19 protein-coding genes and 1 tRNA gene are annotated in these 17913 nt (G+C 59.5%); 7 read left to right on the forward strand and 13 right to left on the reverse strand.

The window, feature by feature from the left end; genetic code table 11:
- Positions 1–6 precede the first annotated feature (6 nt).
- On the forward strand, positions 7–657 hold the full coding sequence (locus BN4575_RS10795) for a Qnr family pentapeptide repeat protein (RefSeq protein WP_068978189.1): 651 nt from the start codon (positions 7–9) through the stop codon (positions 655–657).
- A gap of 133 nt (positions 658–790) precedes the next feature.
- On the opposite strand, the gene BN4575_RS10800 is transcribed toward BN4575_RS10795, so the two are convergent.
- Positions 791–2194: a peptidoglycan DD-metalloendopeptidase family protein gene (locus BN4575_RS10800; RefSeq protein WP_068978190.1), complete on the reverse strand. Its 1404-nt coding sequence runs from the start codon at positions 2192–2194 to the stop codon at positions 791–793.
- Between the two features lie 9 nt (positions 2195–2203).
- A complete protein-coding gene (gene gpmM / locus BN4575_RS10805; RefSeq protein ID WP_068978191.1) occupies positions 2204–3733 on the reverse strand; it encodes a 2,3-bisphosphoglycerate-independent phosphoglycerate mutase in 1530 nt (509 codons plus the stop codon).
- A 246-nt stretch (positions 3734–3979) separates the two neighbouring features.
- Between gpmM and BN4575_RS10810 the strand changes: the two genes are divergently transcribed.
- Genes BN4575_RS10810 through gpsA form a run of 3 tightly spaced genes read left to right on the forward strand, consistent with a single transcriptional unit; the run spans position 3980 to position 5940 of the window.
- Complete coding sequence (locus BN4575_RS10810) at positions 3980–4411, forward strand: rhodanese-like domain-containing protein (protein ID WP_042018282.1); 432 nt, start codon at positions 3980–3982, stop codon at positions 4409–4411.
- Between the two features lie 51 nt (positions 4412–4462).
- Positions 4463–4933 (forward strand): protein-export chaperone SecB, encoded by a 471-nt coding sequence (gene secB, locus BN4575_RS10815; RefSeq protein ID WP_042018281.1) that lies wholly within the window; start codon positions 4463–4465, stop codon positions 4931–4933.
- A 2-nt stretch (positions 4934–4935) separates the two neighbouring features.
- Complete coding sequence (gpsA, locus tag BN4575_RS10820) at positions 4936–5940, forward strand: NAD(P)H-dependent glycerol-3-phosphate dehydrogenase (RefSeq protein ID WP_068978192.1); 1005 nt, start codon at positions 4936–4938, stop codon at positions 5938–5940.
- A 237-nt stretch (positions 5941–6177) separates the two neighbouring features.
- Here gpsA and BN4575_RS10825 read toward each other — a convergent pair whose 3' ends face one another.
- From BN4575_RS10825 to BN4575_RS10840, 5 genes are all read right to left on the reverse strand, one after another.
- On the reverse strand, positions 6178–6669 hold the full coding sequence (locus BN4575_RS10825; RefSeq protein WP_042018278.1) for an arginine repressor: 492 nt from the start codon (positions 6667–6669) through the stop codon (positions 6178–6180).
- 200 nt (positions 6670–6869) lie between these two features.
- Positions 6870–7334 carry an aspartate carbamoyltransferase regulatory subunit gene (pyrI, locus tag BN4575_RS10830; protein WP_042018277.1) on the reverse strand — a complete coding sequence of 155 codons (465 nt, stop codon included), beginning with the start codon at positions 7332–7334 and terminating at the stop codon, positions 6870–6872.
- Positions 7335–7349: 15 nt separating this feature from the next.
- Entirely contained in the window at positions 7350–8270 is a 921-nt protein-coding gene (pyrB, locus tag BN4575_RS10835; RefSeq protein WP_005339735.1) for an aspartate carbamoyltransferase, read from the reverse strand.
- Positions 8251–8445 (reverse strand): hypothetical protein, encoded by a 195-nt coding sequence (locus BN4575_RS22075; RefSeq protein WP_176716430.1) that lies wholly within the window; start codon positions 8443–8445, stop codon positions 8251–8253. The genes pyrB and BN4575_RS22075 overlap by 20 nt, the downstream gene beginning before the upstream one ends.
- A gap of 98 nt (positions 8446–8543) precedes the next feature.
- Positions 8544–9086 (reverse strand): hypothetical protein, encoded by a 543-nt coding sequence (locus BN4575_RS10840; protein ID WP_068978193.1) that lies wholly within the window; start codon positions 9084–9086, stop codon positions 8544–8546.
- A 201-nt stretch (positions 9087–9287) separates the two neighbouring features.
- Here BN4575_RS10840 and BN4575_RS10845 point away from each other — a divergent pair.
- Positions 9288–9364 (forward strand) — tRNA-Trp (locus tag BN4575_RS10845).
- Between the two features lie 321 nt (positions 9365–9685).
- Entirely contained in the window at positions 9686–11578 is a 1893-nt protein-coding gene (locus BN4575_RS10850; protein WP_068978194.1) for a methyl-accepting chemotaxis protein, read from the forward strand.
- 71 nt (positions 11579–11649) lie between these two features.
- Here the strand turns inward: BN4575_RS10850 and BN4575_RS10855 are convergent, their stop codons facing one another.
- The 6 genes from BN4575_RS10855 to BN4575_RS10880 all read right to left on the reverse strand — a co-directional run bounded on the left by BN4575_RS10855 (position 11650) and on the right by BN4575_RS10880 (position 16360).
- The gene (locus BN4575_RS10855; protein ID WP_068978195.1) at positions 11650–12114 is read right to left on the reverse strand and encodes a gamma-glutamylcyclotransferase family protein; all 465 of its coding nucleotides are present in this window, start codon (positions 12112–12114) and stop codon (positions 11650–11652) included.
- A complete protein-coding gene (gene pcp / locus BN4575_RS10860) occupies positions 12111–12755 on the reverse strand; it encodes a pyroglutamyl-peptidase I (RefSeq protein WP_068978196.1) in 645 nt (214 codons plus the stop codon). The genes BN4575_RS10855 and pcp overlap by 4 nt, the downstream gene beginning before the upstream one ends.
- A gap of 17 nt (positions 12756–12772) precedes the next feature.
- Complete coding sequence (locus BN4575_RS10865; protein WP_068978197.1) at positions 12773–13696, reverse strand: DUF979 domain-containing protein; 924 nt, start codon at positions 13694–13696, stop codon at positions 12773–12775.
- Positions 13696–14391 (reverse strand): DUF969 domain-containing protein, encoded by a 696-nt coding sequence (locus tag BN4575_RS10870; RefSeq protein WP_068978198.1) that lies wholly within the window; start codon positions 14389–14391, stop codon positions 13696–13698. Before BN4575_RS10870 ends, BN4575_RS10865 begins: the two co-directional genes overlap by 1 nt.
- Before the next feature lie 536 nt (positions 14392–14927).
- Positions 14928–15440 (reverse strand): lipocalin family protein, encoded by a 513-nt coding sequence (locus BN4575_RS10875; protein WP_068978199.1) that lies wholly within the window; start codon positions 15438–15440, stop codon positions 14928–14930.
- Between the two features lie 17 nt (positions 15441–15457).
- Complete coding sequence (locus BN4575_RS10880; protein WP_068978200.1) at positions 15458–16360, reverse strand: AraC family transcriptional regulator; 903 nt, start codon at positions 16358–16360, stop codon at positions 15458–15460.
- 157 nt (positions 16361–16517) lie between these two features.
- Here BN4575_RS10880 and yqhD point away from each other — a divergent pair, with 157 nt between their 5' ends.
- Positions 16518–17681: an alcohol dehydrogenase gene (gene yqhD, locus BN4575_RS10885; protein WP_068978201.1), complete on the forward strand. Its 1164-nt coding sequence runs from the start codon at positions 16518–16520 to the stop codon at positions 17679–17681.
- Positions 17682–17913: the final 232 nt, after the last annotated feature.

Consider the following 17913-nt stretch of genomic DNA (forward strand, 5'->3'; position numbering starts at 1 on the left):
TTTTCGATGATCAGAGGCAAGCAGTTCGTGGATGTCCGGTTCGAGCAGCAGGATGTGGAGGGGGAGCAGTTCTCGGAGTGCCGCTTTATTGGCTGCAACTTCTCCTGGCTGGATCTGAGCGATAGCCGTTTCATCGATTGCAGCTTCTACGATCGGGAGAGCGAGCGGGGCTGTTTGTTACAGGGCTGCGACCTGCGGGAGACCAGCTTTCTGCGTTGCGATCTCACCATGGCCGATTGCAGCCGCAGCCAGTGTCTGGGGTTGGAGATGCGCGATTGTCAGGCGGTCGGCATCAACTTCGGCCACGCCAGCTTTGCCAACCAGATCACCGCCAAGAGCTACTTCTGCGAGGCCCATCTGACCGACAACAACTTCAGCTACGCCAGCTTCGAGGGCTGCCTGCTCGAAAAGTGCGAGCTGACCGGCAACCGCTGGCAGGGGGCCAACCTGTTCGGCGCCTCGCTGGCGGGTTCCGATCTCAGTGGCTCCGAGTTTGGCCAGATCGAGTGGACCAGCTTTAAATTGCAGGGCTGCGATCTGCGCCAGTGCGATCTGCCGGGGCTGGATCTGCGTCGGGTCGATCTGCAAGGGGTGCAGATCAACGAGGATCAGCAGCAGACGTTGCTGGAGCAGATCGGTCTGGTCGTCTTCCCTTGAGTTGACCGAAAAATAGGTAATTTTTCATCAAATGGGGACCGACAGTGAGTGGCGGTGCTCCTGAAACGACAAAAGCCTGCGTGATGCAGGCTTTTTGTAGTGAGCGTATGACGCGCTTGTCGGTCGGGTTAACTCAACCCTTGGCCAGCCACTTGGTCGGGTTGATGGCTTCGCCTTGATGGCGAATCTCGAAGTAGAGGCCGGGCCTGTCCTGGCCACCACTGTCACCCACCAGTGCCACCGGTTCACCCTGTTCCACATTCTGACCCACTTGGCGCAGCAGCGACTGATTGTGACCATAGAGGCTCATGTAGCCCTTACCGTGGTCGATCACCAGCAGCATCCCGAAGCCATCCAGCCAATCGGCATACACCACCTGACCGGCTGCCACCGCCTTGACCTGGGTCCCTTCACTGGCACCGATCAAAGTGCCCTTCCACTTGAGCTGGGCGGTGCGTGGTGAACCGTAGGAGATAAGGATCGGCCCCTGTACCGGCCAGCGCAGGCTGCCATTGGTGCTAAGCCCACCGTAGCCGCCAGTACTGGCCTTGGCGCTGTTGCGCGCGGCGGCTTGCTGTTCCGCCACCCGGTTCTGTTGCTTGGCGACTTTCTGCTGCTCGGCGGCGAGCCGTTGCTGTTCGCCGATCTTCTGCTGTTGCGCCGCGATCCGCTGTTGTTCGGCAATTCGCTTCTGTTCGGCGGCCAGACGTTGCGCCTCGAGACGGCGCTGGCGCTCTTGCTCTGCTTTTAACTTGGCAAGGCGTTCCCGCTCGGCCCGTTCACGGCGCTCCTGTTCTTCGCGCTTGCGGCGCAGCTCTTCCAGCCGAGCTTTCAGCGCTTTCTCCGCCTTGACCAGCTTGGTGAGCTTCTGTTCATCATCCTGTACCGATTGCTGCAGCTGGTTACGCACCTTGGCCCGGCTCTGCTGGCTGGCCAGCAGGGTCTGGTGATGCTCTTGCTGTTCGCCGAGCAGAGATTGCAGTCTGGTTTCGGTCTCTTTGGTGGCCCGCTGGTTTTTCGCCAGCTTGTCGTGGGTGGCGCGCAGGGCGTCAATGGCCTCGATGCGGGCCTTGTTGAGGTAGTCGTAGTAGTCGAGGGAGCGGCTCAGTTTGGCCGGGTCCTGCTGGTTGAGCAGCAGTTTGAGGTAGTCGTGGTTGCCCGCCAGAAAGGCGCTTTCCGCCTGTTTGGCCAGCAATTGCTTCTGATGTTTGGCTTGTTGTTCCAGTCCCAGCTTGTCTTTTTGCAGGGTCGCCAGCTTCTGCTGGTTCTGCTGCAGTTGCTGCTTGGTCTGGTTGAGCTTGGCGGCGGCCGTCGAGATAGCCTGCTCGTCAGCTTTGAGTTGGGTATTGAGCTTGGCAAGCTCCTCTTTGCTGAGCTTGATGGTCTTTTGTTGCTCTTTGATCTGGGACTGCATGGCGCCCAGCTGCTGATTGGCGGCAATAGCCGGACTGGCGCCAAACGACAGACAAAAAAACAGCGCGCCGGCCAACAGGCCGACGCGACTGGTTTTCTGTGAAATAACTTCGCATCCCCGCATGGGGACGGATTATTTCAGAATCATCAGGGGCTTACCAGTCATTTCCGGCGGCACCGGCAGACCCATCAGGGTCAGCATGGTGGGGGCCAGATCGGACAGTTTGCCACCTTCAGCGACCTCGGCTTTGCGGCCGACATAGATAAGCGGAACTGGCAGGCTGGTGTGGGCGGTGTGGGCCTGACCGGTCTCTTCATCCTGCATCTTCTCGGCGTTGCCGTGGTCGGCGGTGATCAGGCACTCGCCACCCACTTCGCGCAGGGCTTCGGTGACGCGGCCAACACAGTGGTCAACGGCTTCACAGGCTTTGACGGCGGCATCGAACACGCCGGTGTGGCCGACCATGTCGCCATTGGGGTAGTTACAGATGATGACGTCGTACTTGCCGCTCTTGATGGCCGCAACCAGCTTGTCGGTCAGCTCTTCGGAGCTCATTTCCGGCTGCAGGTCGTAGGTAGCCACTTTCGGGCTGGCGACGATCTCGCGATCTTCGCCGGTGAAGCAGGACTCTTCGCCACCGTTGAAGAAGAAGGTGACGTGCGCGTACTTCTCGGTCTCGGAGATGCGCAGCTGGGTCTTGCCCTGCTTGGCCAGCCACTCACCCAGGGTGTTGACCAGGGCAGTCGGCGGGTAGGCACAGGCAGTTTTGATGTCGGCCGCGTATTCGGTCAGCATCACGAAGTTCAGCTTTGGCTCTACGGCACGGGCGAAACCGGTGAAGTCGGCATCCACGAAGGCGCGGGTGATTTCACGGGCGCGGTCGGCACGGAAGTTCATGAAAATCAGCGCATCGCCGTCTTCCATCGGTGCAGCTTCGCCGATACGGGTGGCCTTGACGAATTCGTCGTTCTCGTCACGGGCATAGCCGGCAGCCAGCGCTTCAGTGGCGCTGTTGGCGGTGAACTCGCCTTTGCCCTGAGTCATCAGGTCATAGGCTTGCTGCACGCGATCCCAGCGGTTGTCACGGTCCATAGCGAAGTAACGGCCGATCATGGAGGCGAAACGCCCCTTGCCCAGCTTGGCGAACAGGGCGTCGAACAGCTCGATAGAGGACTGGGCGGAGCGCGGCGGAACGTCACGGCCATCCAGGAAGGCGTGCAGGTAGATCTTCTCGGCGCCACGCTTGGCGGCCATTTCGATCATGCCCATGATGTGCTCTTCGTGGCTGTGTACGCCACCCGGAGACATCAGGCCCATGATGTGGACGGCTTTGCCGTTGGTCACGGCAGCATCAACAGCCTTGGCCAGCTCGACGTTCTGGAAGAAGTCGCCATCCTGAATGTCTTTGGAGATGCGGGTCAGCTCCTGATAGACGATGCGACCGGCGCCGATGTTGACGTGGCCCACTTCGGAGTTACCCATCTGGCCATCCGGCAGACCGACATCCAGGCCGGAGCCGGAGATCAGGGTGCTGGTGTAGTCACGGGCCAGACGATCGAGGTTGGGAGTCTTGGCGGCAGCGACGGCGTTGTGCTCTTGCTTGGTGCTATAGCCCCAACCGTCCATGATGACCAGAACCAAAGGTTTCTTAGCTGTTGACATAAGACTATGTCCTCTCGGATTGGAAAAAATGCGGGAAATGAAACTAGCGTAATATTACTACATCTGCCGAAATAGTCACCTGATAGCCAAGGGGCGCTCCCGAGCCCCCGCAAGCCACGCCCTTCTTGCCATGCTCACTGTCTGCTGATGATGGGAGCCTGCTCGCGCTTTGCCGCCAAGATGGCTGATCTTATCAATACCCCCATGTATACTCGGGCCCTTGTCTTGGTCCCTGGATAGTAGAAGATGCAAGAGTATTTGGATTTTGCGACCCGTAACCCGCTGCTGACCGCAGCCTGGTTGGGTCTGGCTGGCACCCTGGTTTACACCACTGTGCGTGCCCGTTTTTCTCCGGTAAAAACCGTCAATAACCACACAGCCACTCTGCTGATCAACCGTGAGAATGCCACTGTAGTGGATATTCGCAGTCAGGAAGAGTACGCCAAGGGCCATCTGGCCGGTGCCCAGCATCTGCCGCTGACCCAGATCCAGAGCAATAATCTGGGCCCGGTTGAAAAGCATAAAGATGCCCCCATCATAGTGGTGTGCGAGTCGGGCATGACTGCGGGCGGCGCGGGTCGTCAGCTGAGCAAGGCCGGTTTCAAGCAGGTATATGTGCTCAGCGGTGGTATGGCTCAATGGCGTGCAGACAATCTGCCGGTAACCAAAAAGCGCTGATTGATTTAAGGGCCTGTGCCCACTTATCCCTATATAAAGGAATCAAACGAAATGGCTGACGAGATCAACAACCAGGAAGTACAACCGGAATTCAACATCCAGCGTGTCTACACCAAGGATGTCTCTTTCGAAGCGCCGAACACCCCGCACATCTTCCAGAAAGAGTGGCAGCCGGACGTCAAGCTGGACATGGATACCAAGACCAATATTCTGGCTGACAACGTGTACGAGGTTGTCCTGACCCTGACCGTGACCTGCAAACTGGAAACCGAAACCGCCTTCCTGTGCGAAGTTCAGCAAGCCGGTATCTTCACCATCGGTAACCTGCCAGAGCCGCAGCTGGCTCACTGCCTGGCCGCTTTCTGCCCGAATATCCTGTTCCCGTACGCCCGCGAAGCTGTTGCCAACATGGTGAGCAAAGGTTCCTTCCCGCAGCTGAACCTGGCACCGGTTAACTTCGATGCTCTGTTTGCCCAGCATATGGCGCAAGCACAGGCCCAGCAGGCGACTGCGGAAGCCTGATAATGGCTGACCAGATCGCTATCTCGGTCTTGGGGGCGGGGTCTTATGGCTCCGCCCTTGCCATTTCTCTGGCGCGCAACGGTCATCCGACCCTGCTGTGGGGTCACGATCCTGCTCATGTCGCCGTGCTGGAACAAGATCGCTGCAACAAGGCATTTTTGCCTGATGTCCCTTTTCCCGCCGATCTGCAGCTGACTGCGGATCTGCAATATGCGGTGCAAGCCGCCCCTGTGCTGCTACTGGTGGTGCCGAGCCACGTGTTTGGTCAGGTATTGGCTCAGATCAAACCTTTCTTGCGTCCCGATACCCGTATCGCCTGGGCCACCAAGGGGTTGGAGCCGGACAGTGGCCGCCTGCTGCAGGATGTGGCGCGTGAGGTGCTGGGAGACGAGATGCCGCTGGCGGCGATCTCCGGTCCCACCTTCGCCAAGGAGCTGGCTGCCGGTCTGCCGACGGCTATCTCGGTTGCCTCGACCCATGACGATTTCGCCGACGATCTCTCCCGACTGCTGCACTGTGGCCGTTCGTTCCGGGTTTATACCAGCCCGGACTTCGTCGGTTTGCAACTGGGTGGTGCGGTGAAGAACGTCATCGCCATCGGCGCCGGTCTCTCCGACGGGCTCGGTTTTGGCGCCAATGCCAGAACCGCGCTGATCACCCGGGGTCTGGTGGAGATGCAGCGTCTGGGGGCCGCCCTCGGTGCTGATGCCAAAACCTTTATGGGGATGGCGGGGCTCGGGGATCTGGTGCTCACCTGTACCGACAACCAGTCGCGCAACCGCCGCTTCGGGCTGGCTCTCGGGGCTGGCAAGGATGTGGATACCGCCATGACCGAGATCGGTCAGGTCGTCGAAGGGTATCGCAACACCAAGGAGGTCCATCTGTTGGCGGCCCGCAACGGTGTGGAGATGCCCATTTGCGAGCAGATCTTCAAGGTGCTATACGAGGGTAAGAACCCGAAAGAGGCGGCCATCGCCCTGTTGTCGCGAGACAAGAAGGACGAGTAGTCGCAGGTGTTGTGCCATTCAACAGGCCCACGCCAGAGGGTGTAATGCCAGTCAGTGACGCTGACTGGCATTGTTTTTATGGGCCGCTAGCGCCATCACTCCGCGGGATTGGCTTCACGCGGCGGTGCAATTTTGTATCCCTGTTGATGGGGGACGCGAGCCGCCACCAGGGTATCAAGATGGCGTTGCATGTTTGAATGACAAGGTGAAAGCGGATCGCCTGACCGGATGACTGGTTTAGCGTGCTTGCGCCAGGGTGCGTACCACGGCGGCGTGGGCCTGACGGGTACGGCTGATATGGCGCGGTGCGACCAGCACCACATCGTTGCCTGCGACGGCGCCCATGATTTCGGGATTGGCGTTGCGATCCAGCAGGCGAGCAACCACGGTGGCGGCGCCCGGGGTGGTGAGGATCAGCACCATCTGCTGGTTGTGTACCACGTCGCGCACCATGTCGTGGATCGAGCGGGTGCTGCCAGCGGGCTCCAGTTGATCGTCCACCAGGGTGTAGACCTTCTTGCCATTGGCATTTTGGGCCTTGGCGACACCGAGGCGGCGTAGCAGGCGGGAGATGGTGGACTGGCTAATGTCGGCAAAGCCGCGCTCTGACAGCTGGTGGCGGATCTCTTCCTGAGTGCTGTAGCAGTGCTGACCGATGATCTGGCGACAGGCATCCAGCTGGGCCAGATCGGGCTCTTGGGCAACGGGACGACTGAGAGTTTTGACCACGGCGAATTCCTTTGATGATGACCGGAGGTAAACGCGCGATATCTGTCATAGCTGTCAGTTATCAGCCAAAAACACTGATAATCCATCTATATGCAGGGAATGAGCGGGCATTACCATCTTGGGATGGCAAATTATAGCTGACTGGAAATTCGGTGATGTGACAGGGTTCAAAGATGGGCCCCGCAGGGCCCAATCAGATATCAGTAACGCTCGCTGACGATGTCCTGAGTGAAGGACTTCTCGCAATATTTGCACTTCATCCGCACCACGCCTTTCACTTCGCGCACCCGGAAGTAGCTGTCCACCGGCTCGTTGTGGGAGATGCAGTTGGAGTTGGGGCAGTGGAACACCCCGGTGATGAACTCCGGCAGCTCCAGTTGGTGCTTCTTCACCACATTGAACTCTTCAATGATATTGACGGTCGCTTTCGGGGCGAACAGCGCCAGCTGGTTGGCCTGTTGCTCGGTCAGGCGGGTGTTCTCGATCTTGATGAGATCCTTCTTGCCGAGCGCGCCGGATTTCAGGTTGAAGCCGACGGTGATCCGCTCCTGGGTTTCGACCAGCTGGAACAGCTTGAGGATCTTGATGCCCTGGCCAGCGGGGATGTGATCGATGACGGAGCCGTGACGGATGGCTTCGACTTGCAGTTGGTTCTTGTCAGACATGATATTCCCCTAAGCTCAGACAGTTTCGTTCAGTACCAGTGCCAGCAGCGCCTGGCGTGCATACACCCCGTTCTCCGCCTGCTGGAAGTAGCAAGCGTGGGGGGTCTTGTCGACCGCGACATCGATCTCGTCGACGCGGGGCAGGGGATGCAGGATCTTCATGGTGGGCTTGGCTCCTTCCAGAGTCGCCAGCTCCAGAATGAACTTGGCAGCCATGTGCTTGTATTCGGTCTCGTCGAAGCGCTCTTTCTGGACGCGGGTCATGTAGAGGATGTCCAGCTCCGGCATCACCTCTTCCATGGTCTGGTGGACGCTGAACTGGATGCCTTTCTCTTCCAGCTCTTCGCAGATGTAGTCCGGCATCGCCAGCGCTTCCGGGGAGATGAAGAAGAAGCGGCAGTTGAACAGGCTGAGGGCCTGGGCCAGCGAGTGCACGGTGCGGCCATATTTCAGGTCACCGACGAAGGCGACGTTGAGGTTGTCCAGACGACCCTGGGTCTCATGGATGGTGAACAGGTCGAGCAGGGTCTGGCTCGGATGCTGGTTGGAGCCGTCGCCGCCGTTGATCACCGGCACCCGGGAGAACTCGGAAGCCAGACGGGCCGCGCCCTCTTTCGGGTGGCGCATCACCACTGCATCCGAGTAGGAGCCGATGATCTTGATGGAGTCAGCCAGCGTCTCGCCTTTCTTGGCGCTGGTGTTGCCACCGTCGGCGAAGCCGATGATGTTGCCGCCGAGGCGCTGTACCGCGGTCTCGAACGAGAGGCGGGTGCGGGTGGAGGCTTCGAAGAAGCAGCTGGCAACCAGCTTGTCTTTCAACAGGCTGGTGTCAGGTTCAGCCTTCAACCGTTGTGCGGTTGAGACTACCAGTTCCATTTCTGACCGGGTCAGGTCCGAAATGGAGATGACATGTTTCTTATAGAGTGGATTGGTCATCGTCTGCATTCCCTTTGACATCATTGGAGGTTTTTCGGGCACAAAAAAAAGCCCCTGAAACAGGGGCTTTTTTTAAAAATAACTGGGGATCGTTGGGGTGGGAACTGGAAACAACGGGGCCGCTCTGGTGCGCACCACCCGTTTGCAAGGCTGTTTTCTGAATCAAAAACTGCATCGTCTCGTCCCGACCTTTTTTAAACCGGACAGATTATAGGGCCGCTTTTTTAATTGTCAAAATTTTATTTCTGATGCCAATTTCAGCATGAAAAACGTTTAAGTGGTGGGAACAGGACGACAAATCCACACCCTGTGCGTCTCTTGCAGCGGTTCCCCATCGCGGGCCATGGCGCGCAAATAACCGAGTCTGTGGTGCCCTTCCAGCAGGCAGTAGGGTTGCGGCAGCGGTTGCCCGTTCGGGTAACTGCTCCCCTCGGCTGGTGCCAGCACGATGACAGGTTCGGGCCAGGTGCCTTCGCTCAGCATCTTCTCGCCGAGCCAGGAGCGGCGCACATAGCGGTTGCTGCGCAGCATCTCGCCCCAGCGTTCGATCACCTCCATATGGCGGGAGCCTACCTGATCCACCAGTTGCGCGGTGGGCCAGCTTTCGCAGCTGAACTGATGGCTGGCGAGATCGATAAAGCTCCAGTTGGACTCAAAACCGCGCCAATGACGGTAAATCCACTGGGAGAGCACATTTTCCGGAATAAAGGGCACCAGCGGCGCGACCCGTTCAAGATAGGCGGGCAGGGACTCTGTCTTGCGCTCATCCCTGAAGTTGAGGGGCGCCAGTTGTTGGAGCAATCGGTAATTGAGCATAAGTGGCCTCCCGGTACCTGATTTCACCCTACCCCCATTTATGTCCCATTCCTACCCCGACAGGGCTGCAAATACAGCAAGTTATCCTTGTTTGCTGCACAAATAGCCGTAGCCTGTTCGGGAATTGTTCAATTGCACTGAAAGTGCAAAAAAAGCCTTTACCTTTGACCCTCACTTTGTATAATTCGCCTCGTTTGTTGCAGGGGCGTAGTTCCAATTGGTAGAACAGCGGTCTCCAAAACCGATGGTTGCGGGTTCGAGTCCTGCCGCCCCTGCCATTTTCAGAAAGGCCAGCTCATTGAGCTGGCCTTTCGCATTTCTGACATTTCCCTCCTGTGCTGTTGCCCCTCTTTGTTATCCATCATTTTCCCTGGCCCCAGTGGTTCGCGGGGTATGGCCTTTGCCCTTCGATCTGATTACTCCGGCACTTATTCGGCACTGAATAGCATGGAATAGTGATCTCCCTACAGCTTGCAGCGGTTCCTGTTGTTGATAGATGTAAAAATATACAGATTCACTAAAGTCTGTTCATATTGCGGCCGATAGCCCAGATCTCACGGGGTTTTCCCTGCCTGACACAACAACAAGGATTCGTCGTCATGACCCTCTCTCTGCGCGGCAAGCTGCTGGCCACCAGTCTTGGCGTGGTGCTGCTGATGGCATCACTGCTCGGCATCGTTGCCTTTCACACCCTCAAATCCCGTACCATGAGCGCCATTCAGAGCGAGGCGGTCAACTATGGTCACGCTTACTCGGTGGCGATCGGCGACTGGATGGCGGATCGCAAGAACACGGTCCACGCGCTGGTGAACCTGATCAGCGACAACCCCCAAGCCGAACTGGTGCCACACCTGAAGCAGGCCTATACCTCCGGCAGCTTTGGTCTTACCTATTTCGGTTCCGCGCAGGGGGTGATGACCCGGCAGGATCCCTCCCTCAACACCGGCAACTATGACCCGCGGGAACGCCCCTGGTATCAGGATGCGGTGAAGGCGGGGCAGCTGATCGTGACCGCCCCCTATGTCAGCGTCACCATGCAGAAGCTGGTGGTCACCCTCTCCGAACCGGTGCGCCATCAGGGCGAGCTGGTCGGTGCCGTGGGGGCCAATCTGGCGCTCGACAAGCTGATCGACGAGGTGTTGGCGATGAAGGTGCAGGGTGAGGGCTATGCCATGCTGCTCGACAGCAGCGGCCTCATCGTCGGCCATCCGCAAAAGGATCTGGCGCTCAAACCCATCGCCGAGCTGGCGCCGGGACTCTCTGCCGCCACCTTCCAGCAGTGGGGTCGCGAGAACAGCGAGCTGCACGCCGCCACCCTCGACGGGCGGGATGTGCTGCTGGCGGTACAACCGGTAGCGGGCACCGACTGGCTGCTGGCTATGGTGATGTATCGCGATGTGCTGGAGGCGCCGCTCAGCAACCTGCTGTGGCAGCTGGTGGGGCTGACGCTGGTGCTGATGCTGGTGTTCAGTGCCCTGCTCACCGCCACCTTCAAATACCTGTTCGCCGATCTCGGTCGGGTGGCGCACGCCCTGCACGACATCGCCCACGGCGAGGGGGATCTCACCGTTCACATCAACACCCACAGCAAGGATGAGGTGGGTCAGCTGGCCCAGAACTTCAACCAGTTCGTGGCGCGGCTGCACGGTATCGTCAGCCGGTTGCGGGATGTGACCGTCGAGCTGGCGGCCCAGTCCCGCGCCCAGGCGGCCGGGGCGCAGGCCCGCAGTCAGCGGGTGCGTCAGCAGCAGGACGAGATCGTGATGGTGGCGACCGCGGTGACCGAGATGGCCTCCGCCACTCAGGAGATCGCCGGCAACGCCGAGTTTGCCGCCGCCACCGCCACCGATGCGGTCGCACTGGCGGTCGCCGGTCAATCCCAGGTTGGTCAGAGTCAGCGCAGCATTACCGGTCTGGCGGACGAAGTGGCCGATGCCAGTCAGGTGATCAACGAGCTCGACAGCCATGCTCAGAAGATCAGCGGTATTCTGGCCACCATCAGCGGCATCGCCGAGCAGACCAACCTGCTGGCGCTCAATGCCGCCATCGAAGCGGCCCGGGCCGGTGAGCAGGGCCGTGGTTTTGCGGTGGTGGCGGACGAGGTAAGGGTGCTGTCGCGCCGTACCCACGACTCCACCGACGAGATCCAGCAGATGATCGAAACCCTGCAGCAGACTACCCGTCGCGCCGTGGGGGGCATGGAGACCAGCCGTCAGCTGGCGGGCACCAGCGTGGAGGATGCGGAAGCCGCCAACCAGAGCCTTGGCCGGATCAACGAGGCGATCGGCTCCATCAGCGATATGGCGACCCAGATCGCGGCGGCGGCCGAGGAGCAGACCTCGGTGACCGGCGAGATCAGCCGCAATACCGAGAATATCCGCCACGTCTCGCAAGAGCTGGCTGAGCAGGCGGGCAACGAGGCGGCGCAGGCAGCCGAACTCAAGTCACTGACCGAGCGACTGGAGCAGGAGATCGGCCGCTTCCGGCTCTGATCATCCCGCCACTCCAGCAACAGAAAGGGCAGCCCGCGGGCTGCCCTTTGTTTATTTATTGCCGGTGGCCGTCAGGCGGCGCTCTCCAGCTGCGCCAGATGGAAGGCGCGCCAGTTGCCGTCGGGCAGGTAGTGCTTGCCCTGCTGCCACTTGGGGTCGTGCTGCACCACGTAGCGGTAGTGGTAGGCCCGCTGCTGACCGACATAGCGCCCTTGCTGCGGGTCGAAGATCTCTACCTCGACCAGCTGGCGCAGATATTCGCTCTGGGGATCATCCTCGCCGTGGAAGTTCTCCATCTCGTCGAGCGCCGCGATGGCGGCGGGGAAGTCGTCCAGCACAAACAGCTCGCCATAGACCCAGTCATCACCCGGCAGCAGGGCCGGATAGCCTTTGTGCTGCAGGTGATAGAGGGCGCCGCGCACCCGGGCGCGCCGCGGCGGCTTGTTCACATGAGCGGCCAGATAGCGCCGGTAGTTGAAGAGCCCGTCCATCAGACTGCCGTAGACGAACAGCGGGCGTGGCTGGCAAAGCGTCATGAAATTTCGCCGCCCACGACCTTGAGGTCGCCATCCTGCTGCAGCACCACTGCCTCGATCGCCAGCGCCAGCGCACGGGTGATGTCGCTCATGGCGAGGCAGGGCTGGTTCACTTTGTCCGCCACCTGTTCGGTGATGTAGGGGACGTGGATAAAGCCGCCGCGCACCGCCGGGAACTGCTGTTCGATCAGGTAGTGCAGCTGGTACATGATGTGGTTGCAGACGAAGGTGCCCGCGGTGTTGGAGACCGCTGCCGGAATACCGTTCTCCTTGATGCGCTGCACCATCCCCTTGATGGGCAGGCGGGAGAAGTAGGCCGGTGCGCCATCGGCCTGAATCACTTCATCGATGGGCTGCTGCTGCTCGTTGTCGGGGATGCGGGCGTCATCGAGGTTGATGGCGACCCGCTCCGGGGTAATGGCGAAGCGACCGCCCGCCTGACCGACGTTGATCACCACATCCGGCTGGTGCTGGTGCATCAGCGCCGCCAGCAGGGTGGCCGACTTGCCGAATACGGTGGGGATCTGGGCCTTGATCACGGTGGCATCCAGAATGGTGTCGGGCAGGCGCTTTACTGCCTCCCAGGCCGGGTTGATGGGCTCGCCGCCGAAGGGGTCAAAACCGGTAATCAGAACTTTCATCATCGTCTCCCGAATTCTCAAAATGCCCAGTAGTACATGAGGGCGATATGGATCAGCACCAGGGTCAGTGCCATCGGCACCTGCACCTTGATCACCTTGTTGAGATCTTTCATCTCCAGCAGGGCGGCGGGCAGGGCGTTGAAGTTGGCGGCCATGGGGGTCATCAGGGTGCCGCAGAAACCGGCGGTCATGGCCAGCGCACCGGCGATCACCGGATCACCGCCCTGCGCGACCACGAAGGGGATACCGATCCCGGCGGTGATGACGGTGAAGGCGGCGTAGGCGTTGCCCATGATCATGGTGAAGACCATCATCCCGAGGCAGTAGGCCACTACCCCGATGAAGGGGCTGCCCATAGGGACCACGGTGGAGATCCCCTGCGAGATGACGTCACCGACCCCGGATTTGTTGAAGATCACCCCGAGGGCGGCCAGCAACTGGGGCAGGATGCCGGTGATGCCCACTTGCTGGATCATCCGGTCGGAGTCTCCCACCACGGTGGAAGGTGTGGCGCGGGTCAGCAGCACAGTGATGACGAAGGCGATCACCGCCGCCAGACCGATACCGACCTGACCGCCGAGGGGGGTGAACTGGGCGATCACCACCGCCAGCAGGGCCAGCAATACGCAGGGCAGGAAGATCCGGTTACCGATGCGGTTGGCGTGGCGCTGGGACTCCTCTTCGCTCGCCTGCTCCAGCTTGCCGATCTTCACCTGCTTTAGCAGGGTGATGACCCCCATAGCGAGGATCAGTATCCCGTTGATCATGCTGGGGATATAGCTGCCGAAGGCGAACAGCACCCCGAGGATGCTCCAGAACAGCGCGGTGCCGACTCGAGCCGGGTGGTTGCCATCACGCAGGACGCGCCAGGCGCTGCTAAAGAGAATGACGCCGATCAGCACATAGAAGAATTCGAGCATATTGGGGATGAGTGCAGCCATTACTGTTGACCTCCCTTGCTATTGCTCGATGCATATTTTTTGGCCATCTGACGGTCGTACCACATATTGGAGGCGGCGACCATAAACAGGGCTATGATGGCAATCGGCATGGAGGCCTTGGCAATATCGACGGCGGAGACGTTATATCCCAGCGAGTCGAAGGTGCCGACAATCAGCAATACCCCGGCGGAGGCGACGAAGGTATTTTGGGCAAAGAAGTTGCCGTAATTTTCGGTGGCTGACACCCGCGCTTTGATATATTCCTCGTCCTCTTCAGTTAATTCCCCATGCACCTTGCTGGCGGCAGCCTGCGTCATCGGGTTGACCAGCGGACGAATAAACTGGGTGTGACCCTGCACTCGCACCGAGAAGAGACCGGCCAGCTCGCGGATAAACATATAGAGGGTCATGAACTTGCCCGGGGTGAGCTTCTTGATCCGCTCGATCAGGGTGACCGCCTGCTGCTTGAGGCCGTAGCGTTCGCAGATGCCGATCATCGGCAGGGTCAGCAAAAACAGCGTCACCATGCGGTTGGAGACGAAGGCTTCACCCAGCAGGGAGAGGCATTCAGTAAAGGAGAGACCGGAGACCAGAGCGGTAGTGACGGCGGCGACCAGCACGACGGCCAGGGTATCGAGCCTGAAGTAAAAACCCAGCAAGATAATGAGTATGCCGCTCAGTTTAATCCATTCCAAATTGACCACCTCTCTCTATTTGAATATTTATGAGTAATTTTTAAATGATTAGCTGTTTATCACCGAACAAAAATGATGGCAACAATTAATCAGTTAAAGCGGCGTCGTTTGGGGTTTCCTGAAGTCTGTTTGCTGGTTTGTTGTGCAGATTTAAAGCGAGAGGAGAATATAAAAGGCTCATATCAGTCCCTTTCTGCGACAGCATTTGGCAGCGCGGGGAATATATGTTGGCTGGCCGTGAAAATAGTGGTTATGCCGATATCTGGTGTTGTCTTTTCATTTTCATCGATAGGTATCTGTTAATAATCTGACGATATGTTGGTGTGCTGTCATATAGAGGTTGTTAATAAGGTGATGAGGCGGTGCGCGCTGTCGTCATGAATCTGGGTTGACCGAAGAGGGCAATTCAACGCACCAAAACCGGCAGTGCGCAGCAGTCAGGCAGGGGGTGAATCGGAGCGGTTTGCAGCAAGGATGGGGGCAAAGGCGGGGGAGGTTGCAAAAAACGGGGAGCCAGCAGGGCTCCCCGTTCGGCTTCAAGGGGTCTGCTTGACCCAAATCAGCTGGTCGGTGGCAAAGCCCAGCCCCTTGGCCTTGGCGATCAGCGCGTCCACCTTCTCCTTGGGCGGATTGGGGGAGCGGGAGAGGATCCAGAGATAGTCGTGGTTGTAGCTGGTCACCAGCGAGAGCTGGTAGTCGGGGTCAAGATCGATGACGTTGTAGCCGCCGTAGAAGGGGCCGAAGAAGCTCACCTTGAGCCGCGCCTCGTCCGGGTTGCCGACGAAGTAGGCCTTGCCCTCGGCCTCGCGCCAGCTGCCATCGCTTTGTTTGCCGCGGTTGAGTACCTTGACGCCGCCATCGTCCCGCAGGCTGTAGGTGGCGCTCACCTGCTCCAGCCCCCGCTCGAAGCTGTGGTCGAGGCGGGCGACTTCGTACCAGGTGCCGAGATAGCGATCGAGCTGAAAGCCGGTGACGGGGCGGATGCCGTCGGTAATCCCGGTACAGGCCGTCAGTAGCAGGGTGGTGAACAGGCAAAGTAGTGAACGCATAGGTAATCCCTCTCTAGTTATCCCTCGATGATGCGCAGCTGGCCATCCCGAAAGCGGGAGGCCTGATCTGTCGGCGTGCTGCCGAAGAAGCGCTTGTACTCCCGGCTGAACTGGGAGTTGCTCTCGTAACCGACTCTGGCCGCTGCGGTGCCCGCCTTGATGCCGTCGTGCAGCATCATGATGCGCGCCTTGTGGAGCCGAAACGACTTGATGTACTGCAGCGGCGAGGTGGCGGTGACCGCCTTGAAGTGGTGGTGAAAGGCGGAGACGCTCATGTTCACCTCCCGCGCCAGCTCCTCCATGGTGAGGTTGTCGGCATAACGCGACTCTATCATACGCAGCACCCGGGCGATCTGGCCCACATGGTTGTGGCGATTGGCGAGCGCCTGTAAGGCGGGGCCACCCCCCTCGATGAGGGCGTGAAACAGCATCTCCCGCACCGTCTGCGGCCCCAGCACCTTGGCGTGCAGGGGGTTGTCCATCAGATCGATCAGCCGTTCGGCGGCGCAGAACATCGCCTCTGACAGGGGCACCGAGAGGACGCCGCTCTTCTGCGGGGCGGGAGCGGGCAGGGCGTCTCCCAGCTCCAGCAGCAGCTCTTGCAGGGTGACCATGTTGATCTCGATGGTAAAACCGATAAGCGGCTGCTCGGGGGAGGCGAAACACTCGCACTCGCAGGGCAGCGGCAAGGTCATCAGCAGGTAGTGGTTGGGGTCGTAGCGAAATACCTGATCCGCCAGATAACCCACCTTGTGCCCCTGCAGGATCACGATCATCCGCGGCTGGTAGAGCACCGGGGTGCGGCCGTGGTACTCGGTGGTGTAGATGAAATTCACCTGCTCCACCGGGGAGGGGGTGATGCCGGGGGCGGTGACGTGGCGGGTCACTCTGGCGGCGAGGTCGCTGTAACGGTTTTGCATGGGCGCTCTTTGATTCAACTGTTCCGGTTTTCGCTGCTTTGTAGAAATAGGCAAGAATCAAGCAGGATGTTGTCTTGATGGTAGGGTGGTTCTGGAGAAAAATGCAATCACGATTTCGCGGCCTGGCCGCCCTGACTATCAGAAGAAGGCAATGTCGATGAACAACTTTACGCTCCATACCCCGACCAAAATCCTGTTCGGCCAAGGGCAGATCGCCCAGTTGCGCGAGCAGCTCCCCAGCGATGCCCGCATCATGATCACCTATGGCGGTGGCAGTGTGGTGCGCAGCGGCCTGCTGGAGCAGATCCGCAGCGAACTGGCTGGCATGACCCTGTTTGAATTTGGCGGTATCGAACCCAACCCGGCCTACGAGACCCTGATGGGTGCCGTTGAGCTGGCCCGTGCCGAGCGGGTCGACTTCCTGCTCGCCGTTGGCGGCGGTTCCGTGCTCGATGGCACCAAGTTTATCGCCGCTGCCGCGCACTACGATCTGGCCAAAGAGCCCTGGCACATTCTCGAGACCGTCGGCAGCGAAGTGCGCTCCGCCATTGCGCTGGGCTCAGTGCTGACCCTGCCGGCGACCGGCTCCGAAATGAACATGGGCGCCGTCATCACCCGTCGCAGCAGTGGCGACAAGGTGCATTTCTTCTCGCCGTTCGTGATGCCGCGCTTCGCCGTGCTGGATCCGGTGCTCACTTACACCCTGCCCGAGCGTCAGGTGGCCAATGGGGTGGTGGATGCCTTCGTTCATACCGTGGAGCAGTACCTCACCTATCCGGTCAATGCCAAGGTGCAGGATCGCTTCGCCGAAGGCTTGCTGCTGACCCTGATCGAAGAGGGCCCCAAGGCGCTGGCCGAGCCGCAAAACTACGAGGTGCGCGCCAACATCATGTGGAGCGCCACCATGGCGCTGAATGGTCTGATCGGTGCCGGTGTGCCGCAGGACTGGGCCACCCACATGCTGGGTCATGAACTGACTGCCCTGCATGGTCTCGACCATGCCCAGACCCTGGCGGCGGTACTGCCCGCTCTGTTGCAGGCCAAGCGTAAACAGAAGCATGCCAAGCTGCTGCAATATGCAGAGCGGGTGTGGGGTCTGCGCAGCGGCAGCGAAGCGGAGCGCATCGATGATGCCATCGCCGCGACCCGCGACTTCTTCGAACGGATGGGGGTCAAGACCCGACTGCGTGACTATGGCCTCAACGATCTGGGTATCGATACCCTGATTGGCAAGCTGGGTGAGCACGGCATGACCCGTCTGGGCGAGCATGGCGATATCGATCTGGTGCAGAGCCAGCATATTTATCAAGCTGCCTGGTAAGGGCAGCCAATCGGCGCCACAGGGGCGAAACGATTGAATTGTCGGGGCCGTCTCCCGCCATCTGGCGGCGAGGTGGCCCCGTTTTTGTTGAGAAAATGTTACTTCTGGGCATTTCGATACGATTAGTGAGACGAAAGCGGATTTCGTAAGAACAAAAAACGCTAAGATAGAGGGCCGGTAAAACATTTTTTTTGACTGGTTGGATCACTTTTTTCAGCCGTTTTTACTGGTA

It is taken from the genome of Aeromonas sp. EERV15 (assembly GCF_900079845.1).
GTDB lineage: Bacteria > Pseudomonadota > Gammaproteobacteria > Enterobacterales > Aeromonadaceae > Aeromonas > Aeromonas sobria.

Excerpts from the sequence above, each read along its gene's own strand:
- BN4575_RS10880 (WP_068978200.1), bottom strand. The coding sequence starts at position 16,360 with ATGCAAAACCGTTACAGCGACCTCGCCGCCAGAGTGACCCGCCACGTC.
- BN4575_RS10855 (WP_068978195.1), bottom strand. The coding sequence starts at position 12,114 with ATGACGCTTTGCCAGCCACGCCCGCTGTTCGTCTACGGCAGTCTGATG.
- gpmM (WP_068978191.1), bottom strand. The coding sequence starts at position 3,733 with ATGTCAACAGCTAAGAAACCTTTGGTTCTGGTCATCATGGACGGTTGG.
- BN4575_RS22075 (WP_176716430.1), bottom strand. The coding sequence starts at position 8,445 with ATGCAGTTTTTGATTCAGAAAACAGCCTTGCAAACGGGTGGTGCGCAC.
- BN4575_RS10850 (WP_068978194.1), top strand. The coding sequence starts at position 9,686 with ATGACCCTCTCTCTGCGCGGCAAGCTGCTGGCCACCAGTCTTGGCGTG.
- gpsA (WP_068978192.1), top strand. The coding sequence starts at position 4,936 with ATGGCTGACCAGATCGCTATCTCGGTCTTGGGGGCGGGGTCTTATGGC.
- BN4575_RS10865 (WP_068978197.1), bottom strand. The coding sequence starts at position 13,696 with ATGGCTGCACTCATCCCCAATATGCTCGAATTCTTCTATGTGCTGATC.
- pyrI (WP_042018277.1), bottom strand. The coding sequence starts at position 7,334 with ATGTCTGACAAGAACCAACTGCAAGTCGAAGCCATCCGTCACGGCTCC.
- BN4575_RS10840 (WP_068978193.1), bottom strand. The coding sequence starts at position 9,086 with ATGCTCAATTACCGATTGCTCCAACAACTGGCGCCCCTCAACTTCAGG.
- BN4575_RS10875 (WP_068978199.1), bottom strand. The coding sequence starts at position 15,440 with ATGCGTTCACTACTTTGCCTGTTCACCACCCTGCTACTGACGGCCTGT.
- pcp (WP_068978196.1), bottom strand. The coding sequence starts at position 12,755 with ATGAAAGTTCTGATTACCGGTTTTGACCCCTTCGGCGGCGAGCCCATC.
- pyrB (WP_005339735.1), bottom strand. The coding sequence starts at position 8,270 with ATGACCAATCCACTCTATAAGAAACATGTCATCTCCATTTCGGACCTG.
- yqhD (WP_068978201.1), top strand. The coding sequence starts at position 16,518 with ATGAACAACTTTACGCTCCATACCCCGACCAAAATCCTGTTCGGCCAA.
- secB (WP_042018281.1), top strand. The coding sequence starts at position 4,463 with ATGGCTGACGAGATCAACAACCAGGAAGTACAACCGGAATTCAACATC.
- BN4575_RS10800 (WP_068978190.1), bottom strand. The coding sequence starts at position 2,194 with ATGCGGGGATGCGAAGTTATTTCACAGAAAACCAGTCGCGTCGGCCTG.
- BN4575_RS10795 (WP_068978189.1), top strand. The coding sequence starts at position 7 with ATGATCAGAGGCAAGCAGTTCGTGGATGTCCGGTTCGAGCAGCAGGAT.
- BN4575_RS10810 (WP_042018282.1), top strand. The coding sequence starts at position 3,980 with ATGCAAGAGTATTTGGATTTTGCGACCCGTAACCCGCTGCTGACCGCA.